Raw genomic sequence first — 19538 nt, 5'->3', positions numbered from 1 at the left:
CGCGATTTTTCGCCTCTCACCCGGGCTCTCCGGCCAAAACGGTTGCCGCAGGACCATCGCTTGGGTAACAGGTTTCAAGCGCCCTGGTGGGGACCATGAACGACGGGCGCAGGGGAACGATAAGGGACATTGACCTCGTGAGGACACGGCTCGCCATCCGCTTGCATGCGGTGCTTGAACGGCACTTTCCGGAACGTCGGCTCTTTCTACGCTCCGACAGCGAAACACGGTTCATCCGGCTTCGGCCCGCAACCCAGCTTTTCGCCCTCGCTGGCAGCGCCTGCATTGTCGCCTGGACCATCATCGCCACCGCGATCCTGCTGATGGACACCATCGGATCGGGCAACTACCGCGAACAGGCGCTGCGCGATCAGATCACCTATCAGGTCAGCCTCAACGACATGGCGACCGAGCGTGACCTGCGTGAATCCGAAGCCCTCGCGGCGCAGAACCGCTTCAACGCCGCACTCGCCCGCGTCTCGGACATGCAGACCGAACTGCTCAAGGCCGAGGCCCGCAACCGCGAGCTTGAGACCGGCATCGACGTCATCCAGACGACACTGCGGCGCACCATCCGCGAACGCGACGAGGTCCGCACCGAGCTGACCGCCGCCACAGCCCCCGATGCCAGCGGCGAGCGTGAAGAGCTGCCTGCCTACGCCGAAGACACACTGGCCTTCCTGTCCAGCGCCCTCACCGACACGGCCATGGAGCGCGACAAGATCGACGCCAACGCGCAGGACGCCCTGCTGCAGGCGGACGAGCTGTCGCAGCGTATCGCTCTGATGCAGGATCAGAACGATGCCATCTTCCACCAGCTTGAAGACGCAATGGATGTCTCTGTCGCCCCGCTGAACAAGATGTTTCGCGCCGCAGGGTTGAACACGGACAGCCTTCTCAAGCAGGTGCGCCGCGGCTATTCCGGCCAGGGCGGCCCGCTGACACCAATCTCCTTCCCCATGACGGACGAACTCCCCTCTCCCGATGCGGATCGTGCCAACGCCATTCTGGCCAAGCTCGACACACTGAACCTCTACCGCCTCGCGGCCTCCAAGGCGCCCTTTGCGATCCCGGTGCACTCGTCGTTCCGCTACTCCTCGCCCTTCGGCGTGCGCCGCGACCCCAAGACCGGCGGGCGGCGCAATCACTATGGCGTGGATCTGGCAGGCCCGGTCGGCACGCCGCTTTATTCCACCGCCGATGGCGTCGTCATCCATGCAGGGTGGTCGAACGGCTATGGCAAACTGGTAAAGATACAGCACGACTTCGGGATCGAGACCCGTTACGGTCATATGTCACGCATTTCCGTGAAGGTGGGCCAAAGGGTCTCGCGCGGTGACCGCATCGGTGATATGGGGTCAACCGGACGCTCGACTGGATCGCACGTGCATTATGAAGTGCGTGTAAATGGCAAACCTGTTAACCCGATGACCTATATCAAGGCTGCAAAAGATGTTTTCTAAGAGCAAAATCAACGAACCCGGACCGAAAACCTCCGAGAGCACACATTCGGCAGGCACAGACGTTTCGGCGCCCAAGACTGCCACCAGCCCTGACTACAAACCGACGGCGCCCAAGGCCAAGCCTCCTGCCTCGGTTCTCTCGACTGATCTGCACATCACCGGCAATCTCAAGACCACCGGTGACATTCAGGTCGAAGGCACCATTGAGGGCGATATCCGCGCCCATCTGCTGACCATCGGCGAAGGCGCCACGATCCGCGGTGAAGTCACTGCGGATGACGTGGTGATCAACGGTCGCATCATCGGTCGTGTGCGTGGCCTCAAGGTGCGTCTGACCTCGACCGCGCGCGTCGAAGGCGACATCATTCATAAGACCATCGCCATCGAATCCGGTGCGCATTTCGAAGGCTCCGTTCAGCGTCAGGACGATCCTCTGACCGGCGGCAAGAACGCGCCGAAGAAACTGGCGCCCCCGACGCCGGACGCCCCCACCGAAGGCTAAGGCCGCGACTCTGACATGACAAAGCCCCGGCGATTTGCCGGGGCTTTTGCGTTTCAGGCTTGGGTGCAGGCCGGTCTCTGGAGGCGCTCAGGCCTCCAGCTCAGCATCCCAGTACAGGTAGTCCATCCAGCTTTCGTGCAGATGGTTTGGCGGGAAGCGCCGACCCATGTTGCGCAGCTCTTCAGCGCCCGGCGCGCGCGGCGGCTTGCGCAGGTTCATGCCCGCCCGGCGCAGACTGTTGCTGCCTTTCCTGAGGTTGCAGGGGGAACAGGCCGCCACGACATTTTCCCAGCTGGTGATCCCGCCACTGGCGCGGGGCACCACATGATCAAAGGTCAGATCGCCCCGTGCGCCACAGTACTGACAGGCGAATTCATCCCTCAGAAAAAGATTAAAGCGCGTGAAGGCCACGCGCTTTTGAGGTTTGACATAATCTTTCAGGACAACGACCGAAGGGATCCGTATCCGGGTACTGGGGCTTCGCACGAAGGTGTCGTACTCGGCCACGATATCCACCCTGTTCAGCCAGGCCGCCTTCACCGCTTCCTGCCAGGGCCATAACGACAATGGGTAATATGACAGGGGCCGGTAATCCGCGTTCAACACTAGCGCCGGGTGCTGTTTCAGCGCCGCTGGCTCTCTCACGAATTCCGTTCTGAAATCTCCGTCCATCTGCGACTCCGTTTCCGCCCTGTCTGCCCGCGTGGGGCACCAGAGCGGGACACCCCGCCCCAGCAACACTTTGACTATATATCGCGTTAAGGGCCTGACAAGCCCCATGATATATAGATACGCCGCAAAGCCCTAACCCCGCAGCGTAACGCCCAAATGACAATCGCGAAACAGACCGGGATTTCACCTGCAGCCGCCTCGCGGGCCGGGCCTTTGCGCTGCGATACACTGCGGGCTCGCGCATCGGCCCGTTGACACCGGACGCCGCCGGGATATCGTCGTGCCATGATTGATATAGATCCGCCTGTCGGCCCGCCCCCCGCTGCTTTGCTTGAATTCGCGCTCTACGCTTCCGACCTCGATGCGGCCGAAGCGTTTTATGGCGGCGTGCTTGGTCTGGAAAAGATCACCAGATCGGAGGATCGCCACGTCTTTTATCGCCTTGGCGATACGGTGCTGCTGATCTTCAATCCCGCCCGCACCGTTGAGGGAGGGGCAAATCCCGCCCTGCCGGTCCCCGCACATGGGGCACGGGGCGAGGGGCATATGTGCTTTGCCGCGACCGCTGCCGAGCTGACCTATTGGGTCGAACGGCTGAGCGCTGCGGGACAGCAGATCGAAGCGGATTTCCACTGGCCCGGCGGCGCACGCTCGATCTATCTGCGCGACCCTGCGGGCAATTCGATCGAATTTGCCGAGCCCCGCCTGTGGTTTCCGGACGCCTGATCGCAGGCGCCCGGATCAGATCGTTTTCAGAAGCCGCATTTGTCGCGCAGAAAGGCCAGTGCCACTGACAAACCGTCAGGGGCGATGCCATGCGCCGTGCCTTTTTCAATATGGGCGAAGACTTCCTTGAAGCCCGCCTCCTGCAGCGCCTCGGCGGCCTGCGGCAGGCTCTGGGGTGACACAACGTCATCCTCGTCGCCATGCACCAGCAGGATCGGCATCCGCACCGTCAGCTCATCCGCGAGCGTTTCCGGACGCAGCAGACGCCCCGAGAACGACACCACGCCCGAGACGGCGTCTTCGCGGCGCGGTGCGACATGCAGCGCCATCATCGAGCCCTGCGAGAAGCCGACAAGCGCCACCTGTTCGGGCATGACATCTTCGTCCACCATCAGCGCATCGAGAAACGCGTCAAGGTCCTGAACCGCCGCCGCCATGCCACGCTCGGCCTCTTCCTCAGAGGAGCCGTCGAGCCAGGGGATGGGAAACCACTGAAAGCCCATCGGCGAACTCGGCACAGTTTCGGGCGCGTCAGGCGCCACGAACAGCGTATCAGGCAGGTGTTCCCCCATCGGATCGGCCAGCCCCAGCAGGTCGGCGCCATTGGCACCATAGCCGTGCAGGAACACCACGATGGAGCGGGTCTCTCCCGAAACCGGTAGTTTTCTTTCGGCGTTCAATACCCGTGTCATGCAAGTCCCTCTTTGTTTGTCTCGGCCCGGTAAAAGGACCACAGCAGTCGTGCCGCAACCCCGCGCCAGGGTGACCAGGCCTGCCCCATGGCGCGAAAGGCCAACTCCTTTGGCCGCGCGTCCAAGCGGTAAAGCAGGCGGGCGGCCTCCTGCAAGGCCAGATCGCCCGCAGGCAGGATGTCGGGGCGCCCGAGGGCCGTGGTGGCATAGATTTCGGCGCTCCACCGCCCGATACCGGGAAGGGCAACGAGACGGGCTATCACCTCCTCGTCGGGAAGGTCCGCAAGGGAGGCGAAGTCCAGCCCCGAGGCTGCGATGGCGAGTGCATAGCGGATTTTCGGGCGGCTGAGGCCGACCGCGCGCAGCCCGTCCTCCCCCGCCAGCAGCACGGCCTCGGGTGTGATCAGGCCCGCGGCTTCGATACGCCCCCAGATCGCGGCGGCAGACGCGGTTGACACCTGTTGCCCGGTGATGGCGTTCAGCAGGCTGGCAAAGCCCTGCGGCTTGCGACGCAGCGGCGGCAAGGGCAGCGAGGCCGCAATCTGCGCCATGCCCGCGTCGTGGTCGGCCAGCCATGCAACCCCCTGCGCCAGCACGGCCTCACTCTCGAGCAGGATCATAGCGCGCAGACCCAGTCCCATGCCGCAGCGACGGAGCGCAGCAGCGTCACGCCCTCGGGCGCATCCGGGCGGGCGATCAGCAACACGGGCAGGCCAAGCGCACGCGCCGCGTCCAGTTTGCTGCGCGAGGCCGCGCCTCCTGCATTTTTCGTGACCAGCCAGTCGATGCGCAGCGCGCGAAACAGAGCCTCTTCTTCGGCCTGGGAAAACGGCGGGCGCCCAACGAGGAACTGTCCTACGGGATATGGAAAGGGCAGCTCGGGCGGGTCAATCACCCGCAGGGTCATCCGCCGACCGAGCATGTTGGCATAGCCCGTCAGGCTTTGCCGCCCCGTCGCCAGAAAGGCATGGGCACCGGGTTGGATGTGCTGGGCGACGGCATTTTCCTGCGCCAGAAATGTCCATTTGTCGCCCGGCTGCGCCTGCCAGCCCGGGCGCCTCAACAACGCGTAGGGCAGCCCGAGATCGGCGCAGACGCGGGCCGTGCGCGCTGTGATGCGGGCCGCAAAGGGGTGCGTGGCATCAAGGATCGCTGTGATCCGGGCCTCCGCCAGATAGTCCCGAAATCCAGCCTCGCCCCCGAACCCGCCGATGCGGCTCGCAAGGGGCTGAGGGGTGGTGCAACGCACCGCCCCCGCAAGCGAGACGATGGCGGGCCTGCCCGCTTCGGCGAGCTTGCCACCCAGGCGGCGCGCCTCGCCGGTTCCGCCCAGCAGCAACAAGGTCATGCCCGTCCCACCACGCTGCCCTTGCGATCAATGACCACGACATCGGCCCCGACCTCGGGCGGCAACCGCCTGCGCACTTCGTCTAGGGATTTTTCCGCGACCCAGGCACCAAAGCGCGGCCCCAGATGCTCCAGCACTTCCAGCGCCGTGCGCATCTGGCGCAGTTCCGGTGCCTCGAACGTGGTGGCCAGCGCCTCGAAATCCACCTGAGAGCGGCCAGAGTGCAAATCCCCCGCCCCCTGCGCCAGTTTCGTCAGCTTGCCGATCCCGCCGCCAACCGTCACATGCGGCACCGGATGGGCGGCGATGTACTTCAGCATTCCCCCCGCGAAATCCCCCATGTCCAGCATCGCGTGATCCGGCAGGCCGTAGAGCCCCTGCACCACCCGTTCCGAGGTCGCCCCGGTGCAGCCCGCGACACGGGCAAGCGCTCCGGCCCGCGCCACATCAATGCCCCGGTGGATCGAGGCGATCCAGGCCGCGCAGGAAAACGGTCGCACGATCCCGGTGGTGCCGAGGATCGACAGGCCGCCCTCAATCCCCAGCCGGGGGTTCCAAGTCTTCAGGGCCAGCGCTGCGCCATCCGCCACCGAGACCGTGATTTCCGCGTCCAGTGCGCGGTCATGCGCGGCGGCCATATCGCGCAGGACCTCCTCCATCATCTGGCGCGGCACCGGGTTGATCGCTGGCTCACCGGGCGCAATCGGCAGGCCGGGGCGCGTCACCATGCCGACCCCCTCGCCCGCACGAAATCGAATGCCCGCGCCGCCCGGAGTGACCCGCACCGCAATGTGCGCGCCATGGGTCACGTCCGGATCATCGCCCGCATCCTTGATGATCGCGGCCTGCGCCCAGCCCTCGCCAACCTCAAGGGCCTCAACCGCGAATTCCGGCACCTCGCCGCGCGGCAGGGTGATCGTGACGCGCAGCGGCGTCTCGCCACCCCACAGCGCCTGCAACGCGGCCTTGAGGGCAGCGGTGGCGCAGGCGCCTGTGGTCCAGCCACGGCGCAACTCTCTGTCGGGTTTACGGCTCATCACGCGCGATCATAGGCGGGCCATCGCGGGATGCCACGGGAATCTGGCCCTCCAAGCTTCGCGCGGCGCAAACACTTTTCCGGCCCGCCGCACCGGTGCAGACGGAAATCCACCCCGCCGCGCAGCCACCTGAAATCGCCGTCCTTTTTGCGACCCGCTCTTTCGCGGCGCAGGCAGAGCGGCCTATACTCGCGCATGACCGACTCAACGCCCCCTGCACCTTCCTTGCCCCCGTCGCTGCCCGGCAGCTCCTGGCCAGCCCTCCAACCTGGCTGGGTCTGGCTCTGTGGCGCAGGCCCCGGGGATCCTGGGTTGCTGACGCTTCATGCCCTGAACGCACTGCGCCAGGCAGATGTGGTGGTCTATGACGCACTGGTACAAAGCGCGATCCTGGAATGGGCACCGCAGGCTGAGCATATCTATGCCGGCAAGCGCGGCGGCAAACCCTCGGCCCGGCAAAGCGACATCTCTCTGCATCTCGTCGATCTGGCCCGCGCGGGCAAGCGGGTGCTGCGGCTGAAGGGCGGCGATCCCTTCGTCTTTGGCCGCGGCGGGGAAGAGGCGCAGACCCTGATTCAGCACGGCGTCAATGTGCGCATCATCCCCGGCATTTCAGCGGGCATCGGCGGCCTCGCCTATGCGGGCATCCCGGTCACCCACCGTGACGTCAACCAGTCCGTCACCTTTGTCACCGGCCATGATCAGTCGGGCGAGGCTCCGGGTTCGCTGAACTGGCGCGCGATTGCCGAAGGCGCGCAGGTCCTCGTGATCTACATGGGCATGAAGCACGCCCGCCGCATCGCCGACGCACTGATGGAGGCCGGACGCCCCGCGGATGAGCCCGCCGCCGTGGTCTGCAACGCCACCACGCCAGAGCAGCAGGTGCTTGAGACGACACTGAGCCGTCTGGCAGACGACATCGACGCCTCGGACATGAAGCCGCCCGCCATCCTGTGCATCGGTCGCTCTGTCCTGATGCGTCAGGTGCTGGACTGGCAGGCGCTGGCCGCAGGCGAGAGCCCACGCGATCTGGACCCGCTGGGACGGGGCCGCCCGGCCGAGGTCTCGTGAAGGGGCTGATCCTCGCCGCGCCCTCCTCAGGTGCGGGCAAGACGACCGTGACGCTGGCCCTGCTCCGGATGCTCGCGCGGAACGGAGTCCAGGTGCGCGGCGCGAAATCCGGCCCCGACTATATCGACCCGAAGTTTCACGAGGCGGCCTGTCACCAGCCCTGTCTCAACCTTGATGCCTGGGCTATGTCGCCCGAACGCATCGCCACGCTTGCCACCTCAGCCCCGGCCGAGCTGCTGCTGATCGAGGGCGCCATGGGTCTGTTCGACGGTGCCCCGCCCGAGGGGCGCGGCGCAGTGGCGGATCTGGCGCGCCAGCTGGATCTGCCGGTGATCCTGATTGTCGACGCCGGGCGCATGGCACAAAGCGTCGCGCCGCTGGTCGCGGGCTTTGCGGGCTTTGATCCACGCGTGCGGGTCGCTGGGGTCATCCTGAACCGCGTCGGCTCTCCCCGCCACGCAAGGATGCTGCGCGCGGCGCTGGCCCCCCTCGGTCTGCCCGTCCTCGGGACCCTGCCCCGCCGCACCGATCTGGCGCTGCCCTCGCGCCATCTCGGGTTGGTACAGGCGGCTGAGACCGCAGAGCTGGAGCACTTTCTGGAGAACGCCGCTGATGCGCTGGCAGAGGGAGCGCCGGGCGATCAGCCCTTTGATCTCGCCACCACACTGGCGCTCGCCAATCCGCTCGCAGAGCCCGCACTCCCGCCCCAGACACCGCCCCCCGCCCAGCATATCGCCGTGGCGCAGGACCAGGCCTTTGCCTTTGCCTATCCGCATATGCTGACCGGCTGGCGTGCAGCGGGCGCGACTGTCACGTTCTTCTCTGCGCTCGCGGATGATCCGGTGCCAGCCTGCGATCTGGTCTTTCTGCCGGGCGGATATCCGGAGCTGCACGCAGGGCGAATCGCCGCCAATGCACGCTTTCTGACCAGCCTGCGCCGTCACGCCGAAACCGCGCCGGTGTACGGCGAATGCGGGGGCTACATGGTGCTGGGCGATGGCCTGACCGATGCCGAAGGCACCCGCCACGCCATGGCAGGCCTGCTGCGGCTTGAGACCAGCTTTCAGCAGCGCAAACTGCACCTCGGCTATCGTCGTCTGTCCGCAGGTGCCGGCCCAATGACGGGCGATTGGGCCGGGCATGAGTTCCACTATGCCACGACCCTGCGCGCCGAGGGCGAGGCGCTGTTTACCGCCCGCGACGCCGAAGGCACACACCTGCCACCCATGGGCTTGCGTCACGGCAGGGTCAGCGGCAGCTTCGCGCATCTGATCGAGCGGAGATAGCCCGCGCCTATACGGGTCAGACACCGCCGCGCCACAGGCAAAATCTTTGCACAAACATCCTATTGCCGGAACCCTGCGCAGTCGCTACGGATTTCGCCATGACACATACAGCCCCCCTCCCCGACGACAGCCGAGCCCGCCGCAACGTCCGCGTGCTGGTCATGGCCCAGGCCATTCTCGGCGCGCAGATGCCGATGCTTTTCACCATCGGCGGCCTCGCCGGGCAGAGCCTTGCGCCGACCCCCTGCCTCGCCACGCTGCCGATTTCGCTGGTGGTGCTCGGCTCCATGCTGGCGGCGACGCCGGTGTCGGGGATCATGCAGAAATATGGCCGCCGCACCGGGTTCTTCACCGGCGCGTTCTTCGGCACCATCGGGGCAATCGTCGGCGCGACGGGGCTGTACCTCGCGTCCTTCCCGATCTTCCTGCTCGGCTCTTTGCTGACAGGCGTCTACATGTCGGCGCAGGGGTTCTACCGCTTTGCCGCCACGGACACGGCGTCGGATGCCTTCCGGCCCAAGGCGATTTCCTACGTCATGGCCGGGGGGCTGGCGGCGGCGGTGATCGGGCCGCAGCTGGTCAAGGTCACAGCGGACGCCATGGTGATCCCCTTCCTTGGCACCTACCTGACGATGATCACGCTGAACGTCGCGGGCTCGTTCCTGTTCCTGTTCCTCGACATCCCCAAGCCGGTCGCCCCGGCCCATGACGCCCCAAAGGGCCGCACCCGGCGTGAGCTGATCACCACCCCGCGCATCGCCGTCGCCGTCATCGTCGCCACCGTCAGCTATATGCTGATGAACCTGGTGATGACCTCGGCCCCGCTGGCGGTCGTCGGGTGTGGCTTTGACAAGGGCAATGCGGCGGACGTCGTCACCAGCCACGTTCTGGCGATGTATGTCCCGAGCTTTTTCACCGGCCACCTGATCGCGCGTTTCGGCGTGCACAAGATCATGGGGCTGGGCCTGCTGATCCTCGGCAGCGCCGGGGTTGTCGCGCTTCAGGGGGTGCAGCTGGAGAATTTCTTCGGCACGCTGATCCTGCTCGGCATCGGCTGGAACTTCGGCTTCATCGGCGCCACGACGATGCTGTCCGGTGCGCATGAGCCGTCTGAGCGGGGCCGCATGCAGGGCCTGAACGACCTGATCGTCTTCGGCGGCGTGACCATAGGCTCGCTCGCGTCAGGCGGTCTGATGAACTGCGCCGGCTCCAGCCCTGAGGCGGGCTGGTCGGCGGTCAATCTGGCGATGGTGCCACTGCTGGTTCTGGCGGGTGGCGCGCTGATCTGGCTGGTCATGCGCCCCAAGGACGAAGACACCGTCTGAGGGCGCGCCTACCAGCGCCCGGTCAGCGCCGCCTTTGCCAGCCCGATGCGTTCGCGAAACGGGGCCACGGCAAGGGCGCCCGAGACCACCGCTCCGGGCTCACGCGCTGCCTGCTTCAGCAGCGCCTGAGCCTCGGACACCCCGAACAGCAAGGGCGCAGCGACGGCATCGACCGAGCCCCGCGCCTGACGCGCCCTGGCAATCCGCACCAAACCTTCAGTGGCGAGCGTCTGCACGGTCTCGCGCCGCCCGTCTGGCAGCGGATACCGCCCCGAGGCTTCCAGCTCCGGCACCGCGCGCAACCAGTTGGCCAGCCCGATGGCATAGCCCGCATCCGCGGCCACCGCCTCCGGCAACCTCGCCCCCAACATCACCGCACCGGCCCGCAACAGATTGCCACTGGTCACGTCGAGATAGTCTTCAAACTGCGCCGCATCCTCGAACGGCTCCTTCCAGACATCCCAGCGGCGCGCATCGACCAGCGCATCCAGCTGCGCGGCCCCCTCTGGCGACAACCGAAGCGACAGCGGCGTCACGACGTCATGGCGACGAATGCCCGTGCCCGCGCCGATCTCCTCCAGCGCATCCCGCCACCATTGCAGCCGCATTTCCGCAATCATCGGCTCCTGCGTTACCCAGGGCGCACGCGCCACCTCGATGTTGAAGGCATAAAGCGGAAACAACGCCAGACGGGCCGCCAAAGGCGCCGCCATCACAGCGCGAAACCGCCCCGGATCACCGCGTTCAACAAGCGAGGCACAGGCGGTCAGATCGTCGGTCCAGTCAGACACAGGCGCAGAGTTGGGCAAGGAAATCTCCGATTAGGGGCGCAATGCGCGTGGGTGCCTCAGGCAGGGACCTTCAGCGATGCATGCAGCAGCTTCCAGATCACCGCATCCAGCAGGGCCTCGAACGAGGCATCAACTATGTTCGCCGACACGCCCACGGTCGACCATTGATGGCCGGAGTCATCCTCACTGTCGATGATGACCCGGGTCACGGCCTCGGTGCCACCTTGCGTGATGCGCACCTTGAAGTCGACCAGACGCATGTCGTCGATGATCTCCTGATACTTGCCGAGGTCCTTCGCAAGCGCCTTGGACAAGGCGTTTATCGGCCCGCGGTCCGCGCCGGTCTCGTCCAGGCTCTCCGAGACAGACAGGCGCTTCTCGCCCTCGACGTTCACAACCACGACCGCCTCTGACAGGCTGACCATCTGCCCCGCCAGATTGCGCCGGCGCTCGATGGTCACGCGATACCGCTCCACCTCGAAAAAGGCCGGCAACAGCCCCAGTTCCCGCCGCGCCAGCAGCTCGAAACTGGCCTGAGCGGAATCGTAGGTATAGCCGCGATCCTCACGCGCCTTGACCTCGTTCAGAATCGCCGCCAGCGCCGGATTGCCCTTCTCCACCGCCACCCCGGCATCAGCCAGACGGCGCCGCAGGTTCGACTGCCCGGCCTGGTTCGACATCGGAATGACGCGTTCATTGCCCACGACCCCCGGGTCGATATGCTCATAGGTCGAGGGATCCTTCAGGATCGCACTGGCATGAAGCCCCGCCTTATGCGCAAAGGCCGAGGCCCCGACAAAGGGCGCCTGGCGCACCGGCACCCGGTTCAGGATGTCATCCAGCTTGCGCGACACACTGACGAGGCTCTGCAAGGCAGCCCGGTCAATCCCAGTCTCATAAAGGCGCGCGTAAGGCTCCTTCAGCAGCAGCGTCGGGATCAGCGTGATCAGATTGGCATTGCCGCACCGCTCGCCCAAGCCGTTCAGCGTCCCCTGAATCTGGCGCGCGCCGGCATCCACCGCCGCCAGAGAGCCCGCGACAGCATTGGCGGTATCATTATGGGTATGGATCCCCAGATGATCCCCGGGAATGCCCGCCGCAATCACCTCGCCCACGATCTCGCCGATCTGCACCGGCAGGGTGCCGCCATTGGTATCGCAAAGCACGATCCAGCGCGCCCCCGCCGCATAGGCAGCCCTGACAGAGGCCAGAGCATACTCGCGGTTTGCCTTCCAGCCATCAAAGAAATGCTCGGCATCAAACAGCGCCTCGCGCCCCAGCGACACCAGATGCGCGACGGAGCGTGAGATATTCTCGAGGTTCTCCTCCAGCGTGATGCCCAGAGCCGTCGTCACATGAAAATCATGGGCCTTGCCCACCAGACAGACTGCCTCTGTCCCCGCATTGACCACCGCCGCCAACACATCGTCGTTCTCCGCCGATACCCCGGCACGCTTGGTCATGCCAAAGGCCGCCATCGTCGCACGGGTTGCCGGCGCCGCCTCGAAGAACGCACTGTCCGTCGGGTTCGCCCCCGGCCAGCCACCCTCGATATAATCGACCCCAAGACCATCCAGCATCTCGGCGATCCGCACTTTTTCGGCCGTCGAAAACTGCACCCCCTGAGTCTGCTGCCCGTCGCGCAACGTGGTGTCGTACAAATAGAGTCGCTCCATCACAGCTCTCCCCAAACCGTCATGTTTCCCTGGTCGAAATATTCTCGGGGGTGAATTGCGCGCCCCGCGCAAGAGGGGGCAGACAGCCCCCTCTCCCCGGTCTCAGCCCGCATCACACCAGCCCCTCCAGCTTGGCGGCATCGAACTGTGGCCCCGCCAGCAGCTCAACCCCCGCTTTGGACATGCGGACCTCGACACCGGCCGCGATCAGCCCGGCCTTCAACGCATCCACCCGCGAGAAATCCTTGCTCTGCATCGCCTCGGCCCGCGCTGTCTCGAGCGCGGCCTCGAAACCTGACAAGTCCACGTCCGCCGCCTCAGCCCACTGCCCCAATTCGTCACGGAGCAAGCCCATCAACCGAGCAGAGGCGAGCAGTGCCTGCGCGTCCCCCTGATTGTACAAACTGTGCAGCCGCGCAATAGCTTCCGAGGTGTTCAGATCATCAGCCAGAGCTTCGGAGACACGCTCCGCTTCAGGCAGGTAAGCCACACCACCAACCATTTCCCGCCACTTCCGCAGCGTCGCCTCGGCCTCGGCCCGCTTCTTCTCGGTCCAGTCCATTGGCTTGCCGTAATGCGTGCCGAGGAACACCATCCGGATCACCTCGCCCGGCACGCCCTGATCCAGCAGATCGCGCACGGTGAAGAAATTGCCTAAGGATTTGGACATCTTCTTGCCCTCGACCTGCAGCATCTCGTTGTGCAGCCAGACGTTGGCAAATCCCCCCTCGGGATGGGCGCAGCAGCTCTGCGCGATCTCGTTCTCGTGGTGGGGAAACTGCAGATCGATGCCGCCGCCGTGAATGTCGAAACTCTCGCCCAGCAGCTCATAGCTCATGGCCGAGCACTCGATATGCCAGCCCGGACGCCCGCGGCCCCAAGGGCTGTCCCAGCCGGGCAGATCGTCGGACGACGGCTTCCAGAGCACGAAATCCATCGGATCGCGCTTGTAGGGCGCGACTTCGACCCGCGCACCGGCGATCATGTCCTCAACCGTGCGTCCCGAGAGCGCTCCGTAGTTGGCGTAGGAGCCGACGGAGAACAGCACATGCCCCTCGGCTTCATAGGCATGACCCTTCGCGATCAGCCGTTCGATCATCGCCACCATCTGCGGGATGAACTCGGTTGCGCGCGGCTCCAGGTCGGGGCGCAGCGTGCCGAGGGCTTCCATATCCGAATGATACCAACCGATCGTCTCATCCGTGATCTCGCGGATCGAACGTCCATCGCGGGTGGCGCGGGCGTTGATCTTGTCGTCCACGTCGGTGAAATTGCGCACATATTTGACGTGATCCGCACCATAGACATGGCGCAGCATGCGATAGAGCACATCGAACACCACCACGGGTCGGGCATTGCCGAGGTGGGCGCGGTCATACACGGTCGGGCCACAGACATACATCCGCACGTCATCCGCATCGATCGGCGTGAAAATGTCCTTCTTGCGGGTGCGCGAATTGTGCAGCTTGATCTCGACCATCTCACGTTCCTCTCGGGCATGCCTCATGGGGCAAGCAGGTGCGCAGGCGGCTTAGCAGGATCGTTGGAAGTTGGAAACGAAGAAGCCGCCCGCGAGATTATCTCAGCAGGGAATAATGCAGCAAATAAGGGTGCAGCTTTTCCGGTTCATGGCACCGTGGATAAAGCGCAGACACAGGTTTGCCAAGTGTTCATTGCATCCGGCTCGCCTCGGGTTCCTGATCATCTTGTCAGCCACCGCCTGCCGCCCTTGGGCTGCAGGCCGGAAAATCCTTGCGCTGACCGGAGTATTGCAGGACCGTTCCCGCAACACCGCAAAGATCTGTGAAAGAGGAGGCAGCACATGCATGACCCCGGCCCGGCGTTTCGCGCCCTGCACCAGCCCGGCACCCCCTTTGTCCTCGCCAATGCCTGGGATGTCGGATCGGCTCGCATGCTGGCGGCGATGGGGGCCAGTGCCATCGGCACCTCCTCTGCGGCCTTCGGCTTCACCATCGGCAAGCCCGACGGTCAGGTGTCGCGGGACGAGGCGCTCGCCCACGCGCAAAGCCTTGTCGCGGCGACAGATTTGCCCGTCTCTGGCGACTTCGAGAATGGCTATGGCGACGATCCCGACATGGTGGCCGAAACGGTGAAGCTGGCGTTCGAGGCCGGTCTGGCCGGGATTTCCATCGAGGACACCATCGGTGGCGCCAAGACCTCCTATGACCGCGACCTCGCGATCGAGCGTATCCGTGCCGCCGCCGCCACCGCGCGTGCCCTGCCCCGCGATTTCGTGCTGGTGGCCCGCGCCGATGGCGTCATGCTGGAAAATTACGATCTGGACGAAGCCCTTGCCCGGCTTGCCGGGTTCGAGGCCGCAGGCGCCGATTGCCTCTACGTCCCCGCGCCCGCCAGCTTTGAGGACCTGCAGAAGATCTGCGAAAGCACCACTCTGCCGGTCAATGCGCTGACGGTCGGCACCCTTGCCAGCTATACGCTTGAGGATTTCGCCCGCATCGGTGTGGCGCGGATTTCGCTCGGCTCTTCGCTGGCGCGCATCACCCACCGGGTCATCATCGACGCGATGAGCGAGGTTTTCGAGGATGGCAGTTTCTCGCGCCTCAAGAAATCCGTTTCCGGTGCCGAGATTGATCAGATGCTGATCGAGGGCACGGCCAAGGGCTGAGCCGCAAACGCAAAACGGGCGCGCCAGTGGCACGCCCGTTTCTCAATACAAACCAGACCCGATCACTCGGTCACGGTGACTTTCGACATCACGTCAGGGGCGCCGACAACGGCACCGTTCTGACCTTCGCCGCGCTTGATCCGATCCACCACATCCATGCCATCCGTCACTTCGCCGACGACCGTATACTGGCCGTTCAGGAAATCGCCGGGCGCGAACATGATGAAGAACTGCGAATTCGCCGAATCCGGGCTTTGCGAGCGGGCCATACCGACCGTGCCGCGCTTGAACGGCTTGTCGGAAAACTCTGCCTTGATATCAGGCAGATCGCTGCCGCCACGGCCAGCCATGCTCATGTCGCCGCCGACCTTGCCGTACTGAACGTCGCCGGTCTGCGCCATGAAGCCATCAATCACACGGTGGAAAACGACGCCGTCATAGGCACCTTTTTCCGCCAGAGCGGTGATCTGGGCGACATGCTTGGGGGCAACGTCGTCAAACAGCTCGACGTGGACGGTGCCATTGGCGGCACCTTCGACCTGGATATCCAGACCGGTGGCGCCCGCCTGCCCCGCCAGCGCGGCAAAGCCTGCCGTCGCCAGAGCAATCGTGAGCTTACGCATCCGAGGCCACCTTGACCGAGATCATCACGTCGGGCTGCGCAGGCGGCTCGCCACGGGTGATGGCGTCGACGTGCTCCATCCCGTCAATGACGCGGCCATAAACGGTGTACTGGCCGTTCAGGAAGCTGTTGTCCTTGAAGTTGATGAAGAACTGCGAGTTTGCCGAGTTCGGGTTCTGGCTGCGGGCCGCGCCCAAAGTGCCGCGCTCATGCGGCAGTTTGGAGAATTCGGCGGGCAGATCGGGCAGATCCGAGCTGCCGGTGCCGGCCATGCGCAGATTGAAATCGCCGGTCGAGTTGCCGTGTGCCACATCGCCGGTCTGCGCCATGAAGCCGTCGATCACGCGGTGGAAGACCACGCCATCATAAGAGCCGGCGCGCGCCAGTTCCTTCATCCGCTCGGCGTGCTTGGGGGCGACGTCCGCCAGCAGCTCGATGACGACAGTGCCGCCTTTGAGCTCCATCAGGATGGTGTTTTCGGGATCCTTGATATCGGCCATTAGTCTCTCCTTACTCATGTTTGCGCCAGCAATACGGTTATGAGGCGCAATTGCCAAGTAACCCGTGTTGACCGGAGAGCGCGAAGCCGCCAGAACTTGGCCCAACTTACACAAGGAGTGGGACGCATGGGCTGGAAAACGCTGGACGACATGGAGCTTGACGGCAAACGGGTGCTGACCCGCGTGGATATCAACGTGCCTGTCGAGGATGGCAAAGTCACCGACGCCACCCGGATCGAGCGAATCGTGCCGAGCGTGAAATACATCCTCGAGCAGGGCGGCAAGGTGCTGATGCTGGCGCATTTCGGCCGCCCCAAGGGCAAGGTCGTGCCGGAGATGAGCCTGCAGGTAGTGCTGCCCGCGCTGGAAGAGGCCCTCGGCCAGAAAGTCGCCTTTGCCGAGGATCTGGAGGCCGCCGCTGGTCTTGATGAAGATGTTATCCTGCTGGAAAACATTCGCTTTTGGCCCGGTGAGGAAAAGAACGATACCGAGTTTGCCAAGCAGTTGGCCAAGCTGGGTGACATCTATTGCAACGATGCCTTCTCTGCCGCGCACCGCGCCCATGCCTCAACCGAGGCGCTGGCGCGTGAGCTGCCGTGCTGTGCAGGCCGCCTGATGCAGGCCGAGCTGGAGGCGCTGGAAACCGCGCTTGGCGATCCGGTGCGTCCGGTCATCGCGGTCGTCGGCGGCGCCAAGGTGTCGAGCAAGCTGGAGCTGCTGGGCAACCTCGTGAGCAAGGTCGACCGGCTGGTGATCGGCGGCGGCATGGCCAATACGTTTCTGGCCGCTCAGGGCATCGACGTCGGCAAATCGCTGGCGGAACACGACATGACCGAGATCGCGAAACAGATCCAGTTGAAGGCGCTGGATGTCGGCTGCGAGATCATCCTGCCCGCCGATGTCGTCGTCGCACGCGAGTTCAAGGCCAATGCCGAGAACGAGACCGTGCCTGCCACACAGTGCCCTTCGGATGCGATGATTCTGGACGCAGGCCCCGAGAGTGTGGCGCGCCTCAGCGAGGCCTTCGAGACCTCCAAGACCTTGATCTGGAACGGTCCTTTGGGTGCCTTCGAGATCGAGCCGTTCAATGCGGCGACCGATGCAGCAGCCCTGAAAGCCGCCGAGCTGACCAAGGCCGGCAAGCTTGTCTCGGTCGCCGGGGGCGGCGATACCGTGGCGGCGCTGAACGCCAGTGGCGCGGCCGAGAGCTTCACCTATATCTCGACCGCGGGGGGCGCTTTCCTTGAGTGGATGGAGGGCAAGACCCTGCCCGGCGTCGCAGCTCTGGGCGGGTGATTAGCGCACTTCGGAGGGGATCTCCCCTCCGTTAGCGCAACCTGAATTGCATGAAATGGCGCAACCCCTTAAACATGGGGCAAAGGTCGCGGAGGCGCCGCGGCCTGCACCAACCCAATTATTTTCAGGCGATTGCAAATGACGGAAACGACTCAGGCCGAATTGGTACGCGCCGACGCAGCCATGGCAGAACAGATTCGCAGCGGCGACGGTTTCATCGCGGCCCTGGATCAGAGCGGCGGCTCGACCCCGAAAGCGCTGAAGCTCTATGGCATTGAAGAGGATGCCTATTCCTCGGAGGCAGAGATGTTTTCGCTGGTGCACCAGATGCGCGCGCGGATCATCAAGAGCCCGGCTTTCAACGGGGAAAAAGTCATCGGCGCGATCCTGTTCGAGCGCACGATGGACGGCGATATCGACGGTGTGCCGACCGCAGAATACCTCTGGAAAGAGACCAAGGTTGTGCCTTTTCTGAAGGTAGACAAGGGCTTGAAAGACGAAGCTGATGGCGTCAAGCTGATGAAGGCGATGCCGGATCTGGATGCGCTCTGCGAGCGGGCCGTCAAGAAGGGCATCTTCGGCACCAAGATGCGCAGTGTTGTCGATGAGGCGAACCCGGTCGGGATCAAGGCGATTGTCGACCAGCAGTTCGAGGTCGGTATGCAGATCCTGAGCCATGGCCTGATGCCGATTCTTGAGCCGGAAGTCACCATCACAATCGCCGATAAAGCCGAAGCGGAAGACCTTCTGCGCGACGAAATTCTGGCGCATCTGGACGCCCTTCCGACGGGCGTCGAGGTCATGCTGAAGCTGTCGATCCCGGAAAAGGTCAATCAATACAAAGCACTGGTCGATCACCCTGCGGTCATGAAAGTGGTCGCGCTGTCGGGTGGCTATGAGCGTCTGGATGCCAATGCACGCCTGTCGAAACAGACCGGCATGATCGCGAGCTTTTCGCGCGCTCTGACCGAGGGCCTGTCGGCCCAGCAGCCCGAAGCCGAGTTCGACGCGACCCTGGCCGAGACAATCGATGGCATCTACCAGGCCTCTGTCGCTGGCTGAGACTGTTGCTCTATGGCACTGAAAAGGGGCGCTTTTGCGCCCCTTTTTGCTGTCCGTCAAAAATGGGATTCCCTTGGCGAATCGCATGTGGCATGTTGGCCGGATACCGCCCGTCAGAGGCGATAACCCCCTTGAAGGGGTGTGAGGCAACCATGATCAGTGACAATCGCCCGCCATTTGGGCTGTTTTTCTATTTCGCCGCCGTCCTCATGTTGGGGATGTATTTCACCTTTGCCGCTGTGCAGGGGGAATATGGGCTGTTCAAACGTGCCGTCGTGCAGGCCGACAATACCCGTCTGGAACAACAACTTGAGGCGCTGAAGGGCGAAATCTCGGTGATGGAAAATCGCACGCGGCGGCTGTCGGACAGCTTCCTCGACCTCGATCTGCTGGACCAGCAGGCCCGCGATGTGCTGGGTCTGGTGCGAGGCGACGAATTCGTTCTGCGCTGAGATCGGCATGGCCTGAGACTGTGCCGGCCGGGTGGGAACCCATCCCGGCAAGGGGCTGATTTTGCCTGATTTGACTGTCGGTATTGCGTCGGTATCCGAACGGTAACTGAACGGTGCGATTTGGCGGATCCGGGCGCGCAAAAGAGGGGCTCTGCCCCCGGCGCAGGGCGCCTCCCCCGAAGTATTTGTGGCAAGATGACGGGGTGGGGGCGTGCGGGTTTTGCCGGGTGTGGCCCAGTGCTGGCGCGCGGACTTTCAAAGAGTGATTGTCGTTGAGACTGAGTGGGCTATGGTAACGGGAAGCCCTGCGACGCATGTTTCGGGGTGAACGCCAAAGGCACTGCCGCCGCCAGGGTTGCGGCATTTTCGC

Annotated in this window: 20 protein-coding genes; 10 read left to right on the top strand and 10 right to left on the bottom strand. The window is 64.3% G+C overall.

Features of this window, described 5'->3' with window-relative positions; translation table 11 throughout:
• Nucleotides 1-137: 137 nt before the first annotated feature.
• Both F3W81_RS02665 and F3W81_RS02660 read left to right on the top strand, forming a co-directional pair.
• The gene (locus F3W81_RS02665; protein ID WP_193082133.1) at nucleotides 138-1463 is read left to right on the top strand and encodes a M23 family metallopeptidase; all 1326 of its coding nucleotides are present in this window, start codon (nucleotides 138-140) and stop codon (nucleotides 1461-1463) included.
• Complete coding sequence (locus F3W81_RS02660) at nucleotides 1453-1965, top strand: bactofilin family protein (RefSeq protein WP_193082132.1); 513 nt, start codon at nucleotides 1453-1455, stop codon at nucleotides 1963-1965. Before F3W81_RS02665 ends, F3W81_RS02660 begins: the two co-directional genes overlap by 11 nt.
• Nucleotides 1966-2052: 87 nt before the next feature.
• Here the strand turns inward: F3W81_RS02660 and F3W81_RS02655 are convergent, their stop codons facing one another.
• Complete coding sequence (locus F3W81_RS02655; RefSeq protein WP_193082131.1) at nucleotides 2053-2637, bottom strand: HNH endonuclease; 585 nt, start codon at nucleotides 2635-2637, stop codon at nucleotides 2053-2055.
• Between the two features lie 285 nt (nucleotides 2638-2922).
• Here F3W81_RS02655 and F3W81_RS02650 point away from each other — a divergent pair, with 285 nt between their 5' ends.
• Nucleotides 2923-3363, top strand: coding sequence for a VOC family protein (locus tag F3W81_RS02650; RefSeq protein WP_193082130.1), 441 nt, complete (start codon nucleotides 2923-2925; stop codon nucleotides 3361-3363).
• Nucleotides 3364-3389: 26 nt separating this feature from the next.
• Here the strand turns inward: F3W81_RS02650 and F3W81_RS02645 are convergent, their stop codons facing one another.
• The 4 genes from F3W81_RS02645 to F3W81_RS02630 are packed head-to-tail and all read right to left on the bottom strand — an operon-like array spanning nucleotide 3390 to nucleotide 6440.
• Entirely contained in the window at nucleotides 3390-4055 is a 666-nt protein-coding gene (locus F3W81_RS02645; protein WP_193082129.1) for an alpha/beta hydrolase, read from the bottom strand.
• Nucleotides 4052-4684, bottom strand: coding sequence for a DNA-3-methyladenine glycosylase family protein (locus tag F3W81_RS02640; RefSeq protein WP_193083580.1), 633 nt, complete (start codon nucleotides 4682-4684; stop codon nucleotides 4052-4054). The genes F3W81_RS02645 and F3W81_RS02640 overlap by 4 nt, the downstream gene beginning before the upstream one ends.
• Nucleotides 4672-5403 carry a cobalt-precorrin-6A reductase gene (locus tag F3W81_RS02635; protein ID WP_193082128.1) on the bottom strand — a complete coding sequence of 244 codons (732 nt, stop codon included), beginning with the start codon at nucleotides 5401-5403 and terminating at the stop codon, nucleotides 4672-4674. The genes F3W81_RS02640 and F3W81_RS02635 overlap by 13 nt, the downstream gene beginning before the upstream one ends.
• Nucleotides 5400-6440: a cobalt-precorrin-5B (C(1))-methyltransferase gene (locus tag F3W81_RS02630; RefSeq protein ID WP_193082127.1), complete on the bottom strand. Its 1041-nt coding sequence runs from the start codon at nucleotides 6438-6440 to the stop codon at nucleotides 5400-5402. Before F3W81_RS02630 ends, F3W81_RS02635 begins: the two co-directional genes overlap by 4 nt.
• A gap of 195 nt (nucleotides 6441-6635) precedes the next feature.
• Between F3W81_RS02630 and cobA the strand changes: the two genes are divergently transcribed.
• The 3 genes from cobA (at nucleotide 6636) to F3W81_RS02615 (ending at nucleotide 10122) form a co-directional block, all read left to right on the top strand.
• Nucleotides 6636-7511, top strand: coding sequence for a uroporphyrinogen-III C-methyltransferase (gene cobA, locus F3W81_RS02625; protein ID WP_193082126.1), 876 nt, complete (start codon nucleotides 6636-6638; stop codon nucleotides 7509-7511).
• Nucleotides 7508-8797, top strand: a complete 1290-nt coding sequence (locus F3W81_RS02620) for a cobyrinate a,c-diamide synthase (protein WP_193082125.1) — start codon at nucleotides 7508-7510, stop codon at nucleotides 8795-8797. Before cobA ends, F3W81_RS02620 begins: the two co-directional genes overlap by 4 nt.
• Before the next feature lie 98 nt (nucleotides 8798-8895).
• Nucleotides 8896-10122: an MFS transporter gene (locus F3W81_RS02615; protein WP_193082124.1), complete on the top strand. Its 1227-nt coding sequence runs from the start codon at nucleotides 8896-8898 to the stop codon at nucleotides 10120-10122.
• Between the two features lie 8 nt (nucleotides 10123-10130).
• Here the strand turns inward: F3W81_RS02615 and F3W81_RS02610 are convergent, their stop codons facing one another.
• The 3 genes from F3W81_RS02610 to cysS form a co-directional block, all read right to left on the bottom strand.
• Nucleotides 10131-10931 carry a squalene/phytoene synthase family protein gene (locus F3W81_RS02610; protein ID WP_226941822.1) on the bottom strand — a complete coding sequence of 267 codons (801 nt, stop codon included), beginning with the start codon at nucleotides 10929-10931 and terminating at the stop codon, nucleotides 10131-10133.
• 38 nt (nucleotides 10932-10969) lie between these two features.
• Nucleotides 10970-12589, bottom strand: a complete 1620-nt coding sequence (gene cimA / locus F3W81_RS02605; RefSeq protein ID WP_193082123.1) for a citramalate synthase — start codon at nucleotides 12587-12589, stop codon at nucleotides 10970-10972.
• Between the two features lie 112 nt (nucleotides 12590-12701).
• Nucleotides 12702-14069: a cysteine--tRNA ligase gene (cysS, locus tag F3W81_RS02600; protein ID WP_193082122.1), complete on the bottom strand. Its 1368-nt coding sequence runs from the start codon at nucleotides 14067-14069 to the stop codon at nucleotides 12702-12704.
• Nucleotides 14070-14411: 342 nt separating this feature from the next.
• Here cysS and F3W81_RS02595 point away from each other — a divergent pair, with 342 nt between their 5' ends.
• Nucleotides 14412-15236: an isocitrate lyase/PEP mutase family protein gene (locus F3W81_RS02595; RefSeq protein WP_193082121.1), complete on the top strand. Its 825-nt coding sequence runs from the start codon at nucleotides 14412-14414 to the stop codon at nucleotides 15234-15236.
• A 62-nt stretch (nucleotides 15237-15298) separates the two neighbouring features.
• Here F3W81_RS02595 and F3W81_RS02590 read toward each other — a convergent pair whose 3' ends face one another.
• Both F3W81_RS02590 and F3W81_RS02585 read right to left on the bottom strand, forming a co-directional pair.
• Nucleotides 15299-15859 (bottom strand): peptidylprolyl isomerase, encoded by a 561-nt coding sequence (locus F3W81_RS02590; RefSeq protein WP_193082120.1) that lies wholly within the window; start codon nucleotides 15857-15859, stop codon nucleotides 15299-15301.
• Nucleotides 15852-16358: a peptidylprolyl isomerase gene (locus tag F3W81_RS02585; protein WP_193082119.1), complete on the bottom strand. Its 507-nt coding sequence runs from the start codon at nucleotides 16356-16358 to the stop codon at nucleotides 15852-15854. Before F3W81_RS02585 ends, F3W81_RS02590 begins: the two co-directional genes overlap by 8 nt.
• A 126-nt stretch (nucleotides 16359-16484) precedes the next feature.
• Here F3W81_RS02585 and F3W81_RS02580 point away from each other — a divergent pair, with 126 nt between their 5' ends.
• The 3 genes from F3W81_RS02580 (at nucleotide 16485) to F3W81_RS02570 (ending at nucleotide 19168) form a co-directional block, all read left to right on the top strand.
• A complete protein-coding gene (locus F3W81_RS02580) occupies nucleotides 16485-17654 on the top strand; it encodes a phosphoglycerate kinase (protein ID WP_193082118.1) in 1170 nt (389 codons plus the stop codon).
• 138 nt (nucleotides 17655-17792) lie between these two features.
• Nucleotides 17793-18716 carry a fructose bisphosphate aldolase gene (locus F3W81_RS02575; RefSeq protein ID WP_226941821.1) on the top strand — a complete coding sequence of 308 codons (924 nt, stop codon included), beginning with the start codon at nucleotides 17793-17795 and terminating at the stop codon, nucleotides 18714-18716.
• A 152-nt stretch (nucleotides 18717-18868) separates the two neighbouring features.
• On the top strand, nucleotides 18869-19168 hold the full coding sequence (locus F3W81_RS02570; protein ID WP_193082117.1) for an FtsB family cell division protein: 300 nt from the start codon (nucleotides 18869-18871) through the stop codon (nucleotides 19166-19168).
• Nucleotides 19169-19538 lie beyond the last annotated feature (370 nt).

The sequence above is a fragment of the Pseudooceanicola spongiae genome (assembly GCF_014899185.1).
GTDB lineage: Bacteria > Pseudomonadota > Alphaproteobacteria > Rhodobacterales > Rhodobacteraceae > Pseudooceanicola > Pseudooceanicola spongiae.
Note: the sequence above shows the minus strand (reverse complement) of the source record. Positions and strands in the feature narration are given on the sequence as shown.